General features: G+C 64.1%; 14 protein-coding genes and 1 riboswitch. Of the genes, 12 read left to right on the plus strand and 2 right to left on the minus strand.

Annotation, left to right across the window (positions count from 1 at the left end; all coding sequences use genetic code 11):
- Positions 1 to 41: 41 nt before the first annotated feature.
- Positions 42 to 2,738 (minus strand): aminopeptidase N, encoded by a 2,697-nt coding sequence (gene pepN / locus GNZ13_RS14405; protein ID WP_172165283.1) that lies wholly within the window; start codon positions 2,736 to 2,738, stop codon positions 42 to 44.
- Positions 2,739 to 2,954: 216 nt separating this feature from the next.
- On the opposite strand from pepN, the gene GNZ13_RS14410 reads away from it, so the two are divergent.
- Positions 2,955 to 3,653: a DUF4136 domain-containing protein gene (locus tag GNZ13_RS14410; protein WP_172165286.1), complete on the plus strand. Its 699-nt coding sequence runs from the start codon at positions 2,955 to 2,957 to the stop codon at positions 3,651 to 3,653.
- A gap of 89 nt (positions 3,654 to 3,742) precedes the next feature.
- Here the strand turns inward: GNZ13_RS14410 and GNZ13_RS14415 are convergent, their stop codons facing one another.
- Complete coding sequence (locus GNZ13_RS14415; protein WP_172165289.1) at positions 3,743 to 4,315, minus strand: TMEM165/GDT1 family protein; 573 nt, start codon at positions 4,313 to 4,315, stop codon at positions 3,743 to 3,745.
- A gap of 11 nt (positions 4,316 to 4,326) precedes the next feature.
- A riboswitch (yybP-ykoY riboswitch) is annotated at positions 4,327 to 4,544 on the minus strand.
- A gap of 617 nt (positions 4,545 to 5,161) precedes the next feature.
- Between GNZ13_RS14415 and GNZ13_RS14420 the strand changes: the two genes are divergently transcribed.
- The 11 genes from GNZ13_RS14420 to GNZ13_RS14470 all read left to right on the plus strand — a co-directional run.
- Positions 5,162 to 5,950, plus strand: a complete 789-nt coding sequence (locus tag GNZ13_RS14420) for a beta-ketoacyl synthase chain length factor (protein ID WP_172165291.1) — start codon at positions 5,162 to 5,164, stop codon at positions 5,948 to 5,950.
- Entirely contained in the window at positions 5,934 to 6,728 is a 795-nt protein-coding gene (locus tag GNZ13_RS14425; RefSeq protein ID WP_172165293.1) for a lysophospholipid acyltransferase family protein, read from the plus strand. Before GNZ13_RS14420 ends, GNZ13_RS14425 begins: the two co-directional genes overlap by 17 nt.
- A complete protein-coding gene (locus GNZ13_RS14430) occupies positions 6,703 to 7,002 on the plus strand; it encodes a phosphopantetheine-binding protein (protein WP_172165295.1) in 300 nt (99 codons plus the stop codon). Before GNZ13_RS14425 ends, GNZ13_RS14430 begins: the two co-directional genes overlap by 26 nt.
- A gap of 2 nt (positions 7,003 to 7,004) precedes the next feature.
- Positions 7,005 to 7,256 (plus strand): acyl carrier protein, encoded by a 252-nt coding sequence (locus tag GNZ13_RS14435; RefSeq protein WP_007180827.1) that lies wholly within the window; start codon positions 7,005 to 7,007, stop codon positions 7,254 to 7,256.
- Positions 7,256 to 7,918: a COG4648 family protein gene (locus GNZ13_RS14440; RefSeq protein WP_172165297.1), complete on the plus strand. Its 663-nt coding sequence runs from the start codon at positions 7,256 to 7,258 to the stop codon at positions 7,916 to 7,918. Before GNZ13_RS14435 ends, GNZ13_RS14440 begins: the two co-directional genes overlap by 1 nt.
- The gene (locus GNZ13_RS14445; protein ID WP_172165299.1) at positions 7,915 to 9,633 is read left to right on the plus strand and encodes an AMP-binding protein; all 1,719 of its coding nucleotides are present in this window, start codon (positions 7,915 to 7,917) and stop codon (positions 9,631 to 9,633) included. Before GNZ13_RS14440 ends, GNZ13_RS14445 begins: the two co-directional genes overlap by 4 nt.
- The gene (locus tag GNZ13_RS14450; RefSeq protein WP_172165311.1) at positions 9,633 to 11,402 is read left to right on the plus strand and encodes a glycosyltransferase family 2 protein; all 1,770 of its coding nucleotides are present in this window, start codon (positions 9,633 to 9,635) and stop codon (positions 11,400 to 11,402) included. Before GNZ13_RS14445 ends, GNZ13_RS14450 begins: the two co-directional genes overlap by 1 nt.
- Complete coding sequence (locus GNZ13_RS14455) at positions 11,389 to 12,996, plus strand: HAL/PAL/TAL family ammonia-lyase (protein ID WP_172165301.1); 1,608 nt, start codon at positions 11,389 to 11,391, stop codon at positions 12,994 to 12,996. The genes GNZ13_RS14450 and GNZ13_RS14455 overlap by 14 nt, the downstream gene beginning before the upstream one ends.
- The gene (locus GNZ13_RS14460) at positions 12,993 to 13,424 is read left to right on the plus strand and encodes an acyl-CoA thioesterase (protein ID WP_169487327.1); all 432 of its coding nucleotides are present in this window, start codon (positions 12,993 to 12,995) and stop codon (positions 13,422 to 13,424) included. The genes GNZ13_RS14455 and GNZ13_RS14460 overlap by 4 nt, the downstream gene beginning before the upstream one ends.
- Complete coding sequence (locus GNZ13_RS14465) at positions 13,412 to 14,095, plus strand: LolA family protein (protein ID WP_172165303.1); 684 nt, start codon at positions 13,412 to 13,414, stop codon at positions 14,093 to 14,095. The genes GNZ13_RS14460 and GNZ13_RS14465 overlap by 13 nt, the downstream gene beginning before the upstream one ends.
- The coding region (locus GNZ13_RS14470; protein WP_172165305.1) for an MMPL family transporter at positions 14,095 to 16,043 on the plus strand (1,949 nt) is incomplete at its 3' end. The genes GNZ13_RS14465 and GNZ13_RS14470, both read left to right, overlap by 1 nt.

A 16,043-nucleotide genomic window follows, 5' to 3' on the forward strand; every position in this document is an offset into this window, starting at 1 on the left:
TGTGCCGGCTTGTCGATGCGGGAAGCGCTTTCAGACGATCATCACGCCAACGCTTTCTCCACGATCTCGCGCACGTCGCGCGATTTCACCTGCGACGCCACTTTTTCCAGCGCCGCACGCATGCCGTCACGCAGCGTCGGCGTAAAGCGTTGCCACAGTTCCAGCGAGCGGGCGAGGCGGGCGGCCACTTGCGGATTGATGGCGTCGAGCGCGATCACCTGGTCGGCCCAGAACGCGTAGCCCGAGCCATCTTCGGCGTGGAACTGCGCGGGGTTCGCGGCGCAGAAGCTGAAAATCAGCGAGCGCGCGCGGTTCGGGTTCTTCAGGTTGAATGCCGGGTGCGCCATCAGCTTGCGCACGATCTCGATCACCGGACGCTGCGCGCTGCCGCGTTGCGTGGCTTGCAAGGCGAACCACTTGTCGATGACGAGCGGCTCCTTTTCGAAGCGCCGGTAGAAGTCGTCGAGCGCCTGCTGCGCCTCAACGCTGCCGCCATTCGCCGCCGCTGCATTGAGCAATGCCGAGAGCGCCGCTGAGCGGTCGGTCATGTTGTTGGCAGCGTCATATTGCGCGGACGCGAGACGCACGGCTTCAGCCGGATCGTCCAGTTCCGCGAGATACGACAACGCAAGATTCTTCAACGCACGATGGCCGGATGCCTCGGGTGTAGCTTCATAGGCGCCCGGCGTGCGGTGCTTTTCGTACACGGCAAGCCAGTCCTGTCTGAGCGCATTCGCGAGGCGCTTGCGGACGAATTGCCGCGCAGCGTGCACGGCAGCAGGATTCGATTCGGCCATCTGCTCAGCCAGATACGCTTCCGAAGGCAGCATCAACGCCAGTTCGCGGAAAGAGGGCGAGAGCGTTTCGTCGGTCAGCATGCGGGCGAACGCGGCGACGACCGAGTCATCGAGCTGCAGCGGCACCCCGGTGGCGGCGCGCCCGGCGAGCGTCAGCAACTCGCGTGTGGCGAGCCGTTGGCCGGCTTCCCAGCGGTTGAACGGATCGCTGTCATGCGCGAGCAGGAAAGCGAGCTGGTCGGCTGAGTAGTCGTATTCGACGATCACCGGCGCCGAGAAATTGCGCAGCAGCGAGGGCAGCGGTTCCTGCGCGACGTTGACGAACGTGAAGGTCTGTTCGGTCTGCGTGAATTCCAGTACGCGCGTGGTGGCGTCCGAAGCCCTGGTTTCGCCCTCCAGTTGCAGCGGCAGGTCACGGCCGTCGTTGCTGATCAAACCGATTGCGAACGGAATCAGCAACGGGCCCTTTTGCGTGTCACGCGCGGCCGGCGCGGCGTCGCCGTAGCCTTGCGTAAGCGTCACGCTGTAGCGCTGTTGCGCGGCGTCGTACTTCGTGCGCACCGAGACGCGCGGCGTGCCGGCCTGGTTATACCAGCGCTCGAATTGCGCGAGATCGCGGCCGTTCGCATCGGCGAGCGCGTGACGGAAATCGTCGCAAGTCACCGCCTGGCCGTCATGACGCTTGAAGTACAGGTCCATGCCCTTGCGGAAGCCGTCGCGGCCGAACAGCGTCTGATACATCCGCACGACTTCGGAGCCCTTTTCGTAGACCGTCATCGTGTAGAAGTTGTTGATCTCGACGTAGCTTTCCGGGCGTACCGGGTGCGCCATCGGACCGGCGTCTTCGGCGAACTGCATCTGGCGCAGCACGCGCACGTCTTCGATGCGTTTGGTGGCGCGTGCGGCTTCATCCCTCGCGCCGCCCGCCATGTCAGCCGAGAATTCCTGATCGCGGAACACCGTCAGGCCTTCTTTCAGGCTCAGCTGGAACCAGTCGCGGCACGTCACGCGGTTGCCGGTCCAGTTGTGGAAGTACTCGTGGCCGACCACCGCCTCGATGTTAGCGAAGTCGGTGTCCGTCGCCGTTTCGGGGTTCGCCAGCACGTACTTCGTGTTGAAGATGTTGAGCCCCTTGTTCTCCATCGCGCCCATGTTGAAGTCGCTTACCGCGACGATCATGAAGCGGTCCAGATCCAGTTCCAGCCCGAATCGCTCCTCGTCCCAGCTAATCGAGTTGATCAGCGAATCCATGGCGTGACGGGTCTTGTCCAGATCGTGCGGTTCGACCCACACCTGCAGCAGCTTTTCCTTGCCCGAGCCGCTCTTCACACGTTCTTCGAGCGCGACCAGCTTGCCCGCGACCAGCGCGAACAGGTAGCTCGGCTTCCTGAACGGATCTTCCCAGCGGGCGAAATGGCGGCCGTCCGGCAGATCGCCTTCTTCGCGCAGATTGCCGTTCGACAGCAGCACTGGATAGTCGGCCTTGCTGGCGCGCAGCGTGACCGTGTAGGTCGCCATCACGTCGGGGCGGTCGAGGAAATAAGTGATGCGGCGAAAGCCCTCGGCCTCGCACTGCGTGAAGAAGTTGCCGCCCGACACATACAACCCCGACAGCGTGGTGTTTTCCGCCGGATTGCAGACGCTGGTGAGCGTCAGTTCGAAGTCATCCGGCACGTTGTCGAGCGTGAGGCCGTGTTCGTGCGCATGTGCGTTGGCGAACGGGGCGCCGTCGATCGCGGCGCTGACGAACTCAAGTTGTTCTCCCATCAGTTCGAGATTCGCGGCGTGGGACGCGTCCGGGTTGCGGCGCACACGCATCGTGTTCCTGACGACGGTACGTTCGGGGACCAGATCGAACTCGAGAGCGACGGTGTCGATCAGGAAGGCAGGCGGCGCGTAATCGGCGCGGCGGATCACATTGGGCGTTGCGGTATCGGCCATGGCGTTCTGTAGTGATGGGATTCGAGCCGTCACGCATGCTTATGGCGCGCGAGCCGGGCTTGTCGAGCCATTGTACAAAGGCTCGGCGGATTGTGCGGGGCGAACTTTTTACCGAATCGCCTGGTCAGCGTATTATCGGGGCCGCTCTGCGCGGCAAAGCGTGCGCACGAGCCAACCCGCTCAAGAATGGCGACAACAGGCATCACGAGGTAGACCATGAAATTCGATCGATGGACACGCCGTGCCGCGCTTCTGCTGGGCGCGCTGACGGTGCTGCTGTCTGGGTGCACGACCTACGTGACCACCCAGGTCACGGCTTTCTCCGACTGGAGCGGCAATGATGCCACCCGTACGTATGCCTTCACACGGGCGGCGGATCAGCGAAACAATCTCGAACTCACCACCTACGAGCGCTTCGTCGGCAACGAACTTGCCACGCACGCGTTCCGTCAGGTCGACGCCTCAGCGGCACGCTATCTGGTCGGGCTGTCGTACGGGATTCGCTCGGACATGGTGACGGTCGCGCAGCCGGTGTATTACAACCCCTGGCCGGCGCCCTACTGGGGCCGGTCGTTCGATCCGTGGGGTCCATGGGGTCCGTATCCGACCGCGTACGTGAATCAGAGCTACCCGATTTTCACGCACCTGCTCGGCGTGCGGATCACCGAGCGCGCTAGCGGCAAAGAGGTCTATAACGTGACGGCGCGCAACTCGGACGAAGAGTCGTCGCTGGTGAGAGCCATGCCGTATCTGGCGCGCAGCGCTCTGGCCGACTTCCCGCTCGGCAACGGCGTGGTCCATACCGTGAAGATTCCCGTCGACAAGAACGGTGGGATCTCGAACGAAGTCGCTGCGACAGGCGCCGCACCCGCGGCTGCGCCGGCGTCAGCATCGGGCGCGAAGGTCGTGCAGTAAGCGCGCGATGGGAAACGCCTGGCTGCCGAACGGCAGCCAGGCGTTCAAACGACGACTGGGTGAACGCTTCAGCGCCGCTTAACGATCGACTAAACACCCACGCCGAACAGCGCCATCGTCCCCAGAATCACGAACATCACCGCGGCGATGGCGTGCACGGTTTTGGTCGGAAGCCGGTGGGCGAAGCGGTCGCCGAGAAGGATCGCCGGTACGTTGGCGATCATCATGCCGAGCGTCGTGCCGGCCACCACACCGAAGAAGTCGTGAAAGCGCGCGGCGAGGGCGACAGTCGCGATCTGCGTCTTGTCGCCCATTTCAGCGAGAAAGAACGTCACCACGGTCGCGCCGAATACGCCGAAATGCGTGCGGCTGGTGTTGGCTTCTTCATCGTCGAGTTTGTCTGGCACAAGTATCCACAAACCCATCGCAATGAACGACGCGGCTAATGCCCAGCGCATGAAGGTCGGCGTGAGCAGCGAGCCGAGCCAGGCGCCGAGCGCGCCGGCGCAGGCGTGATTGGCGAGCGTAGCGGTCAGCACGCCGAGAATGATCGGTATCGGCTTGCGATAGCGGGCCGCGAGAACGAGCGAGAGCAGTTGCGTCTTGTCGCCGATCTCGGCGAGCGTGACTGCTCCGGCCGAAATGAGAAAAGCGTGATCCACGATGTGTTGGTTCCCCGGGCCGAGATATGAACGAGCGACGACCCACGACACCGCCGGGCCCTGTTGCGGCGTGTGTGGATCATCGGTCTCGCCAGGCCAGAGGCTGCGGCTGCCATGGCCGTGTAGGCCAAGTTTGTTGACAGGCGCCCCCGCGAACCGCACGTTCGACGCACCCGTATGACAGCGGTGCGGACATGCCGCGGGGCGGCTACTCCCCAATGAGGGACGGAGTATAGCAGGCATGGCCGCGCGTCGCCGCGAAATCCGATGGCGCCGCCACGACCCTGCAAAAATGGCGTTGCGGTAAGCACCCGCAAGTCGCACGTGAGACTTCGGCGATGCGGGGTGCATGATCAGCAGATAGGGCCCGAAGCATTGAAGTGTTCCGAAACGAAACACTTGTTTAGAAAGTTAATTGAAAGTATCGGTGCCTGTTGGTGGATGTTGTTAGCGTCCAGCCGGGCCGCGAAGCTCGCTGCAAGTGGCTTTGCGGTCCGGTCACAGGTTGTGCGAGGGCCGCCCGGCCTGCATTTTGGCGCTGTCCAGCGACCCGTCGCACCAGCGATACGGATACAGATGGATACGTCTTTTGTGGCTGATTTAATTCACAATATTCAGTATGATTCCGGCGACCACAGGGCGCCTGAGTCAATTCATCAGACTAATTGGCAAAGGCACCTAAATAATCGGGGCCAAGTGCCGTTAAATCGCTGAACCCTATATAAGACCATTGGATTGACCCCCCGGCTGGAGATTGTCGTTCCGCGCGGCGCGCAGACGCTGTGACGGCTGCGTATTCCGTCAGGCGCCCTCAGCCTCTCCTCGCTTCTACGCGCGAACACCGATATGCCCGATCTGCACTGGACCATTCCGGTCGCTCGCTGGTCTAGCTGGCCTGCTGCCGCATCTGCCGCACCCGATATCGGCTTTATCGAGCCGATCGTGCGGCGTCGCCTGAGCACGCTGTCCAAAGTCGCCCTGAAGGTCGCGCACGATTGCGTGGCGCAAGATGAGGCCCGGGTCGTGTTCGCTTCACGCCACGGCGAATTGCGGCGTACTACGGACATCCTGCGCACCATCAGCGCGGGCGAACCGGTCTCGCCGACTGCCTTCAGCCTGTCGGTGTTGAACGCAATGACCGGCGTGTTCGGCATCGCGCGCGGCGATCGTTCCGCTGCCAGCGCGATCTCGGCCGGTGCTGAGACGCTCGGCTACGCGCTGCTGGAAGCGTACGCGCAATACGCAGCGCAGCCCGGTTCGCCGGTGCTGCTGGTGTACGCTGACGAACCGGCCGATCCGGCGTATGGCACGATTGAAGACGAAGTGCAGGGCGGCGCGATCGCGATCCTGCTGAACGGCGAAGCGGCGGCGGGGCAGTTGGTCTGCACGTTGTCCGGCGCAGGTGAGCCGGGGGCAGCAGAGGCCGCCGAGGCCGCCGAGGCCACGCAGCAGGCAAGCCACGCAAGCGAGGGAAATGAGGCGAGCGCGGCAAGCGCAGCCGGCGAGGCAGACGCGGAAGAAAGTTTCGCGACCCAGAGCCAGGCGCTGCTGCACTGTCTGGAAACGGGCAGTCCTGCCGCCTGGCAAGGCGCCGGCGCCGCCTGGCATTGGAGGTGGCATGCACGCGCGGCTTGATTACCTTTGGCGGTTCTGCGCGACGGGCATGGCCTTCGTGGTGTTCGGCATCTGCGGTGTGCTGTTTTCGGTACTGGTGTTCCCGTTCGCGTGGTTGTGGCCACATCGTGCGTCGCGCCAACGCGCGGTGACGACTGTGATCCACTGGTTCTTCCGCGCGCTGGTCGCGGTATTGCGGTGCATCGGCGTGATGGAGCTCGAGGTGTCGGGCGCACAGGCATTGCGCGCCGGCGGCCCGGCAATCGTGGTCGCCAATCACCCGACGTACCTAGACGTGATGGTGCTATTGTCGCTCACGCCACGGGCCTGTTGCGTGGTGAAAAACGCGCACTGGGGCAATCCGTGTTTCTGGGGAATCGTGCGCTCGGCGGAATATGTGAGCAATGCCGACCCCTCGGAGCTCGTCGAAGCCGGCGCGCGGCAGCTCGCAGCGGGCTACACGATGATTATTTTTCCCGAAGGCACGCGCAGCCCCGCCCCGAACCGGCTGCACGCGTTTTCACGCGGTTTCGCGCACATGGCGTTGAAGGTCGGCGCGCCGATCGTGCCGGTGCTGATGGATTGCGATCCACCGGCGTTCACCAAGCAGATGCGCTGGTACGACGTGCCGGCGCGCGCTTTCCGGATGCGCGTGAACGTGCTCGAGCCGCTTGGCGTCGAGCAACTCGCGGACCACGACGCTTCACCGTCTCTCGCGGCGCGCAGCGTGACCAGCGCCATCGAAGCACACATTACTCAGCACCTGTTCGATTATGGATTCTTTAAAACTGGAAATTAAACAGCTTCTGATCGAAGCCCTCGATCTGGAAGACCTGAGCCCGGCCGATATCGACGACGACGCCCCGTTGTTCGATACCGACGGCATCGGTCTCGACTCGATCGACGCGCTCGAGATCGGCATCGTGCTGCGCAAACAATACCAACTGACCATCGCAGCGAACGACGACCGCACCCGCGAACACTTCCGCTCGATCAGCACGCTGGCTGCGCTGGTCGCGAGTCAACGCGAAACGGCGCATGCTGTGACCGAAACCACAAGAAAAGGGGATTGACCGTGTCCGAGGCAGAGATTCTTGAACGCATCCGCGCCATCTTCAAAGAGAACTTCGCGATCGAGCCGGAGCGCGTGACGCCCGAGGCGCACCTCTTCGAGGACCTCGATCTCGACAGCATCGACGCCGTCGACCTTGCGATCAAACTGCAGGAAATGACCGGCCGCCGGATCAAGCCGGAAGAATTCAAGTCGGTGCGCACGGTCGGCGATGTGATCGGTGCGGTCGAATCCCTGCTGGCGGCACAAGGCTGATGCCATCCGTGCGCTCGCGAATGCAAGCGGCGGCGAGCCAGCCCGCCGAGGCATCGCCCGGCACTGAGCACCACTGGGCCAAAACGGTGGTGCAGGTTCTGTTGAAACTCGCGTATCCCGCGTCGATTCTGTGCGCCTGGCGCTGGGACACGCCGCGCTATGTCGGCTGCGTGCTGTTTGCGATTCTGTGGCTGCAACGCTGGGCCGGCAGCGGTCCGGTCGCGACCTCGCTGCGCCGGCTCTCCTCGATCGATTGGACCGTGGTCGGCCTGCTGAGCTGCGCCTCGGCGGCGATCGTGTTCACCAACAGCGAGCTGCTTTTGCGTCTCTATCCGTCGCTCGTCAATCTGGGCCTGTTGATTGCGTTCGGCGCAACGCTCGTGAGCGGGCCGTCGATGATCGAAAAATTCGCGCGGCTGGGCAATCCGAATTTGCCGCCTGGCGCCGTGCGCCATACGCGGCGCGTGACCCAGGTGTGGTGCGCTTTCTTCGCGCTGAACGGCGCGTTCTCCGCTTATACGGCGCTGTACTGGAGCCGTGCAAGCTGGTCGCTCTATAACGGCGCGATCGCTTATGGGTTGGTCGGCGTGCTGCTGGTGGCCGAGGTCATCTGGCGTTATCTGGTGGTGCTGCCGCGAGCCGCGCGTTCGGAGGCGGCATGATTGCGTTGCATGATCTGTTGTTGGCGGGCCATGAGTCCGCCGTCGTGAATGCGCCGGTATGCCGCGACGGCGCGACGGTGCTCGACCGCGCAGTGTTTCGCGCGCGCGTCTCGGCGCTGGTTACACTGATGCAAACGCAAGACGCGCAACGTTACGCGTTGTGCATCGACGATCCGTTCGATTTCGCCTGCGCGCTGTTTGCGTTGTTCGCGTGCGGCAAGGAGCCGGTGATTCCGGCCAATGCGACGCCGGGCTATCTCGCCGATCTCGCCGACGCGTACGACGCCGTGCTGACCGACGCCGACCTGCCGCATGGTGTGCAAGACGTCGATGCTGATTCTGATTCTGATGCCATACACGCGCGGGGCGCTTCATATACGATCGATCCGGAAGCCCCGTTGACGCTCTACACCTCCGGTAGCAGCGGCACCCCCAAGCCGATCCGCAAGACACTCGCGCAATTCAACGCCGAAGTGCACACGCTCGAAAAGCAGTGGGGCGCGCTGGTCGGCGATGCGACGATGCTCGCGAGCGTGCCGCATCATCACATCTACGGTTTGCTGTTTCGCGTGTTGTGGCCGCTCGCAGCGGGCCGCGCGTTCGACCGCGCGATCAGCATCGAGCCTGTGCAATTGCAAACGCAAATCGAGCAAGGCGGCGCGACGGTGGTCGTCTCGACGCCCGCGCAATTGTCGCGTTGGCCCGCGTTGCCTGGCTTCGCCGCGTTGACGCCGGCGCCGCGTGCATTCTTTTCTTCAGGCGGCCCGCTCGCCCTGGAAGCCGCGCAGGAATACGCGACGGCCTACGGCACTGCGCCGCTCGAAATCTACGGCAGTACGGAAACCGGCGGCATCGCGTGGCGTCGTCAGGACCAGACCGATGCCTGGCAACCGGTGACCGGTATCGAAGTGCGCTGCGATGAAGACGGCGCGCTGAATGTTCGCTCGCCGCATCTCGATCACACCGGCTGGCATCGCACGGACGACAAAATCGCGTTCGACGCTGACGGCCGCTTCCGCCTGCAAGGCCGGCTTGATCGCGTGCTCAAGCTGGACGGCAAGCGCGTGTCGCTGCCGGAACTCGAAGCGCGTCTCGCCCTGCATCCGTATGTTGCGCAAGCGGCGATCGTGCCGCTGGAAGGCGCCTCGCGCGAGCGCGTCGGCGCCGTGGTGGCGCTGAGCGAAGCGGGCAGCGAGGCATTGCGCGCCGAAGGCCGCGTGCTGCTTGCGCAAACCCTGCGCCGGCACCTCGCTGCCTATTTCGACGTGGTGGTGCTGCCGCGTCATTGGCGTTTTCGTCTCACGCTGCCGTTCGACACCCGCGGCAAACTGCCGGTGGCCGCGGTCGCGGCGGCTTTCGAGCCGCGCGCGGACGGCGTGGAAGTGCTCGCCGAAGCCCGCAGTGCCGACACGTTGCACTACGAACTGCGCGTGCCGCCGACGCTCGTGCATTTCGCCGGCCACTTCCCCGGTCTGCCGATTCTGCCGGGCGTGGTCCAGGTGCACTGGGCCATGCATCTGGCCGCGGAACACGTGCCCGCCGTGCGCACGCTGGCATCGGTCGATCGGCTCAAGTTCATGGCGCCGGTGTCGCCGGGCGCGGTGCTGAATCTCACGCTCGCACACGACGCCGCGCGTAGACGAGTGCAGTTCACGTACCGGCTGAGCGGGCGTGAATGCGCATCCGGCGTGATCGTGTATCGGGAGCCTGCATGATGAGATTCGCTCCGTGCATCGTGATTCCGATTTACAACCACAAGGACGCGATCGGCGCGACCGTTGCCCACCTCGCGGTGCACGGCTTGCCGATCTTAGTTGTCGACGACGGCAGCGATGAGGCGACCCAGCAGGTGCTCACCGCGCTCGCGCAACAGTACGCGGGGCAGCTCACGCTGCTGCGGTTGCCGGTCAACGGCGGAAAAGGCGCCGCGGTGATGGCGGGGCTGCGCGCCGCGCGCGCTGCGAATTACACGCACGCGTTGCAGATCGATGCCGACGGCCAGCACGACGCGACGGACGTGCCACGCTTTATCGAAGCAGCGCTTGCCGAACCGGGCGCGGTGATCCTCGGCCGCCCGGTCTACGACGAGAGCGTGCCGAAATCGCGCCTTTACGGCCGTTATCTGACGCACGTATGGGTGTGGATCGAAACGCTCTCGCTGACGATTCGCGACTCGATGTGCGGCTTCCGCCTCTATCCGCTTGCGCTGGCCTGCGAGCTGATCGACAGCGTGCAATTGCCGACCCGCATGGACTTCGACATTGAAATTCTCGTGCGCCTCTACTGGCGGCGCGCGGCGTTCCGCTCGATTCCAACGCGCGTCACGTACGCAACCGACGGCGTCTCGCATTTCGACGTGCTGTGGGACAACGTGCGCATCAGCCGCAGCCATACGCGGCTCGTGTTCGGCATGCTGTGGCGTCTGCCGATGCTGCTCGCGCACAAAGTGATGCCACGCCGCGCGGTAATTGCAAGCGAACCGGGTGAGCAGAACGAACCGTGCAAGCAGGCCGAACAACGCGAACAGAGCGAACAGAGCCCCCAGGACTGGTGGCGGATCGCCGAACGCGGCAGCCATCTGGGCATGTCGTTGCTCGCGCTCAGTTGCAAGTTGTTCGGCCGCCGTTTCACCGCGCTCTGGCTGCATCCGATCGTCGCGTATTTTCTGCTGACGGGCCGCGCCACGCGCGAGGCATCGAGCAATTACTTCACGCGTCTTAGCGAAGCCGCACCGCACGGCGATACGCCGCGCCCGGGTTGGCTGTCTGCCTATCGCCACATGCTGGCGTTCGCGCAATCGGGCTTCGACAAGCTCGCGGCATGGTCCGGCCGTGTCAATAACGCCGACGTCAAATTCGAAGATCCATCGGCGTTCGAAGCCTTGGTGGCGAGCGGCAAGGGTGCGCTCGTGATCGGCGCGCATCTCGGCAATCTGGAAATGACCCGCGCGCTCGCCGCGCAAGGCGCCTACGCGAAAGTCACCGCCGTGGTCTACACCGAACACGCGCGGCGCTTCAATAGCGTACTGGCTTCGGCAAACAGCCAGTTCGCGCGGCATCTACTCGAAGTCAGCGACTTCGGTCCCGAGACCGCCATGATGATGCAGGAGCGCGTCGACGCGGGCGAGTTGCTGGTGATCGTCGGCGACCGCGTGCCGGCACACGAAGCGGGCCGCACGACGGAAGCGCAATTTCTCGGCTCGACCGCCCCGTTCGCGCAAGGCCCCTACGTGCTCGCGCATGCGCTGGGCTGCCCCGTCTATCTGTTCTTCTGCCTGAAAGAACACGACGGTTACCGTCTGTATTTCGAACCGTTCGCCGAACGCATCGAGTTGCCGCGCCGCGAACGCGCGCAGCATCTTGCCGCGTGGGCGCAGCGTTACGCAGCGCGTCTCGAACACTATTGCCGCAAGGCACCTTATCAATGGTTCAATTTCTTCGATTTCTGGGCCAGCCCCAAGCGAGGCACACATGGCCGAACATGATCTGATCGAGGCGCCGAACGTCAGCGCAAGTGAGAACACCCGTGCGAACGCGACGGCGGTGACGATCGGTGGGCGCAAGCTGACGATCGAAGAGGTCGTCGCGATCGCCCGGCATCGCGCGCCGGTTGCGTTGAGCGCCGATCCGGCGTGGCGCGCGCGCATCCAGCGCGGCGCGGATTTTCTGCGCCGGCATCTGGCGTCGGGCGCGACCGTGTACGGCGTCAACACCGGTTATGGCGATGCGTGCGTGGTCGACGTGCCGATGGAACTCGTCGAAGCCCTGCCATTGCAACTGACGCGTTACCACGGCTGCGGTATGGGCCAGTATCTCGACGATGCGCAAACGCTCGCAGTGATCGCCGCGCGGCTGAACTCGCTGGCCTACGGTTTTTCCGGCGTGCGCCCCGTGTTGCTCGAGCGTCTCGCCGATCTGATCAATCATCGCGTGTTGCCGCGTATTCCGTCGGAAGGCTCGGTCGGTGCAAGCGGCGATCTGACGCCGCTTTCGTATGTGGCCGCCGCGCTTGCTGGCGAGCGCGACGTGATGTTCGAAGGCGCCCTGCGCAATGTGCGCGAGGTATGGACCGAACTCGGTCATGCGCCATTGACGCTCGCGCCGAAAGAAGGCCTCGCGCTGATGAACGGCACCGCGGTGATGACGGGCCTCGCCTGCCTCGCGTTCGCACGCGCCGATCATCTGACGCGCCTCACCGCACGCCTCACGGCGCTCTCCACCGTCGCACTCGACGGCCGCGCCGCGCATTTTGACGCAACCCTGTTCGAAGTGAAGCCGCACGCAGGTCAGGCCGAAGCCGCAGCGTGGATTCGCGACGATCTGACCGGGCGCGACGATACGCCGGGGCATCGTCTGCAAGACCGTTATTCGATTCGCTGCGCGCCGCATGTGATCGGCGTCGCGCGCGATGCCTTGTCGTGGGTGCGCCGCGATGTCGAGAACGAACTGAACAGCGCGAACGATAACCCGTTGATCGATCCCGACAACGAGCGCGTGCTGCACGGCGGCAATTTCTACGGCGGCCATATTGCGTTCGCCATGGACTCGCTGAAGGTCGCGGTCGCCAATCTCGCCGATCTGATGGACCGGCAGCTCGCACTGCTGGTCGACGTGAATTTCAACAACGGCTTGCCGCGTAATCTGTCGGGTGCGGCTCCCGCGCGTGCCGCGATCAATCATGGTTTCAAGGCCGTGCAGATTTCGTCGTCCGCATGGACGGCCGAGGCGTTGAAGAACACGATGCCCGCGAGCGTTTTCTCGCGTTCGACCGAGGCGCACAATCAGGACAAGGTCAGCATGGGCACGATCGCCGCGCGCGACTGTTTGCGCGTGCTGGAGTTGACCGAGCAGGTCGCCGCCGCGCATACGCTCGCGACGGTGCAAGCCGCCCGTTTGCGTTTGAAGATCGACAGCGCCACGCCGGTTCCCGCGCCGCTGCAAGCCTTCATCGACAGCGTGACGGCGCACTCGCCGTTCGTCGACGAAGACCGCGCGCTGGAAAGCGACCTGCGCGCGCTGACCGCGCGCATCGCCGCGTGTGATCTGTTGAACGACTATCGCGGAGGCTCGCACGCATGACCGGCTCCCCTAAAGTGCTGACAGCCAGCGCGATGGTCGAAGTGCCGTTTCACGACGTCGACGCGATGAACGTGTGCTGGCATGGCCACTACCTGAAGTACTTCGAGATCGGCCGCGCGGCGCTCTTACGCACCTTCGACTACGACTACCGCGAGATGCAGGCCTCGGGTTACCTGTGGCCGATCGTCGAGGCGCATCTGAAGTATGTGCGCCCGGCCACCTACGGTCAGGCGATCGAAGTGCGCACGCAACTGCTCGAACACGAAAACCGCCTGAAAATAGGCTATGAAATAGTCGATTGCGCGTCCGGTACGCGGCTGACGAAGGGCTACACGATCCAGGTTGCGGTCGATGCCGCGACGCAGGAATTGCAGTTCGTGTCGCCGCCGGTCGTATTCGAAAAGCTGGAGCGCGTATGGGGACGATGAACTTGCGCCGTGTGGCAGCGGGCGCGTTGCTCGCGCTAGGCAGCCTAAGCGTATTGAGCTTGGCAGCATGGCCGACGGTGACATCCGCCGCAGAAGAAGCGCAGGCCGCCGGCAACCCAGCCCTGGTCTCGCAAATCGCCTCACATCTCGCACAGGCCAAGGGTGTTCGCGCGCAATTCACGCAGACGCAAACGCTCGCCGCGATGAAGCAGCCGCTCGTCAGCACAGGTTCGCTGCTGTTCTTCCGAGATCGTGGCGTGATCTGGCAGATCGACACGCCATACAAAGCCACCTACGTGATCACCGACGCGGGCGTCGCCGAAGTCAACGCCAGCGGCCAGCGCGTGACGGCTCACAGCGCCCAGGGCACGCGCGGCGTCGCACAGGTGTCGAAGATGATGCGCGCGATGCTCGGCGGCGATCTGTCGGCGCTGTATTCGCAATTCGACGTGCAGGCCGAAGGCAGCGCCGCGCAGTGGCGCATGCAACTCACGCCGAATCAGCCGCAGATCGCGCAGTCGATCAAAGGCTTGCAGATGAATGGCGGCGACTATCTGCAAAGCCTGCGCATCACGCTCGCGAACGGCGACATCACGAAGCTCGACTTTGCGAAGAGCGCGGCGGTGACCGAACCGACGCCGGCTGAGCGCAGCTTGCTCGGAGCGCCGTAATGCAAGTGCTGCGACAGCGGTCCGCGAAACAGGCGTGGGGCATGCGCGCCGCGTGGCTGCTGCTCGCGCTCGCCGCGGCGCTGTATTGCGGCTGGCGTTTCGCGGGACCTTCGCCGCTGCAGACCAATCTGCTGGCGCTGTTGCCTGCCACCGAAGCGGATCCAGTTGCCGAAAAGGCGGTCGATACGCTGGCGGGTGCGCTCGGCGATCGCACTGTTTTTCTGGTCACCAGTAACGATGACGCGCACGCGAAAGCGGCAGCGAAACAGCTCGGCGCGTCATTGCAGAAGAGCGGGGCGTTCGGCTCGGTGACGGCGGAATTGCCGCCGTTCGATCTGTCGCAGATCGCTGCGTTGTACATGCCCTATCGCTTCGGTTTGCTGACGCCTGTCGACCGCGCGACGCTCGCGCAGAGCAATGCGTCAAGCGTCACGTTGCGCGACGCGCTCGCCCAGCGCATCTACAGCCCATTGCGCGGCGGCCTGACCACGCCGCTCGCCGACGATCCGTTCGGTTGGCTCGAACACTGGCTCGGCGCTTTGCCGCTCGCCACGTCGAATCTCGAACTCGAAGACAACATGCTGGTGTCGCATCGCGGCGCCGCAACCAGCGTGCTGATCGTCGCCACGCTGCCGGGTTCGGCCTACGAATCGAAGACCCAGCACGCCGTGCTCGCCGCGCTCGCACAAGGCGAAAGTGCGTTGAAGCAGGCGTTCCCCGACGTGTCGGTGGCGAGAACCGGCGCGGTGTTTTATGCGGAATCGGCACGCAGCGCATCGGAACACGAGGTGCACCTGATCGGCGTCGCGTCGCTGTGCGGGATTGCGCTGTTGATGATGTGGGTGTTCCGCTCGCCGCGTCTGTTGCTGCTCGGTTTCGTTTCGACGGCGCTCGGCATCGTCTGCGCGCTCGCGGTGACGATGCTGGTGTTCGGCCAATTGCATCTGTTGACGCTGGTGTTCGGCGCGAGCTTGATCGGGGAAGCGGTCGATTATTCGATCCAGTATTTCGTGGTCTATCTCGGCGCGGGGCGCGATTGGGATTCGCGCCGCGGTGCGCGTGCGGTACGTCCGGCGTTGACGGTTGCGCTTGCCACCAGCCTGCTCGGCTACGCGATCCTCACGTGGGTGCCGTTCCCCGCGCTCAAGCAGATTGCATGCTTTGCGATGGCGGGCATCCTCACAGCGTTTGCTTCGGTGCTGTGGTTATTGCCCGCGCTGCTCACGCGCCCGCCGAAGCGCAGCCCACAGCGCCTGTTCGCTGGCGCGGCGCGTGTGCTGACGGTCTGGCATCGCACGATCGGCGGCAAGCGCGCATGGTTCGTCGCGGCGCTGTTGCTGATCGTGGCGATTCCCGGCTGGCTGCGTCTTACGAGCGACGACGATATCCATTTGCTGATCCAGCGTGATCCTTCGCTGGTCGCGCAGGAAGACAAGGTGCGTGCGGCGGTCGGTGTCGATAACAGCGCGCAGTTTTTTGTGGTGCGTGGGGAGACGCCGGAGATCGTGCTGCAACGCGCCGAAGCGCTGGGCACGAAGCTCGACGGGTTGAACAGCACGGCGAACAAGGTCGGCAGCTATCAGTCAGTGGTGCAATTCGTGCCGTCCGCGAAACAGCAAAACGAAGACCGTGCATTGCTTGCGCAGCACGTATTCAACGATCCCGCGGCATTGCGCGCAACGCTGCTGCAAGCAGGTTTTAAAGACAAAGTCGCCGACGCCTGGCTCGCCGCGTATGCGAAACCGCAGCCGCTGCTCACGGTGGACACGTGGCTCGCCGCGCCATGGTCGCAGCCGTACAAACATCTGTGGCTGGGTGTTGTCGATTCGGCCACCAAAGCGTATGCAGCAGTCGTGATTCCACAAGGCGTGACGCCGCAGAACGAACCCGCGCTAATCGCTACCGCGCAGGCAGTGCCCGGCGTTGTATTCGTCGACAAGGCGGCGAG

The organism is Paraburkholderia elongata, assembly GCF_013177735.1.
GTDB classification, from domain to species: Bacteria; Pseudomonadota; Gammaproteobacteria; order Burkholderiales; family Burkholderiaceae; genus Paraburkholderia; species Paraburkholderia elongata.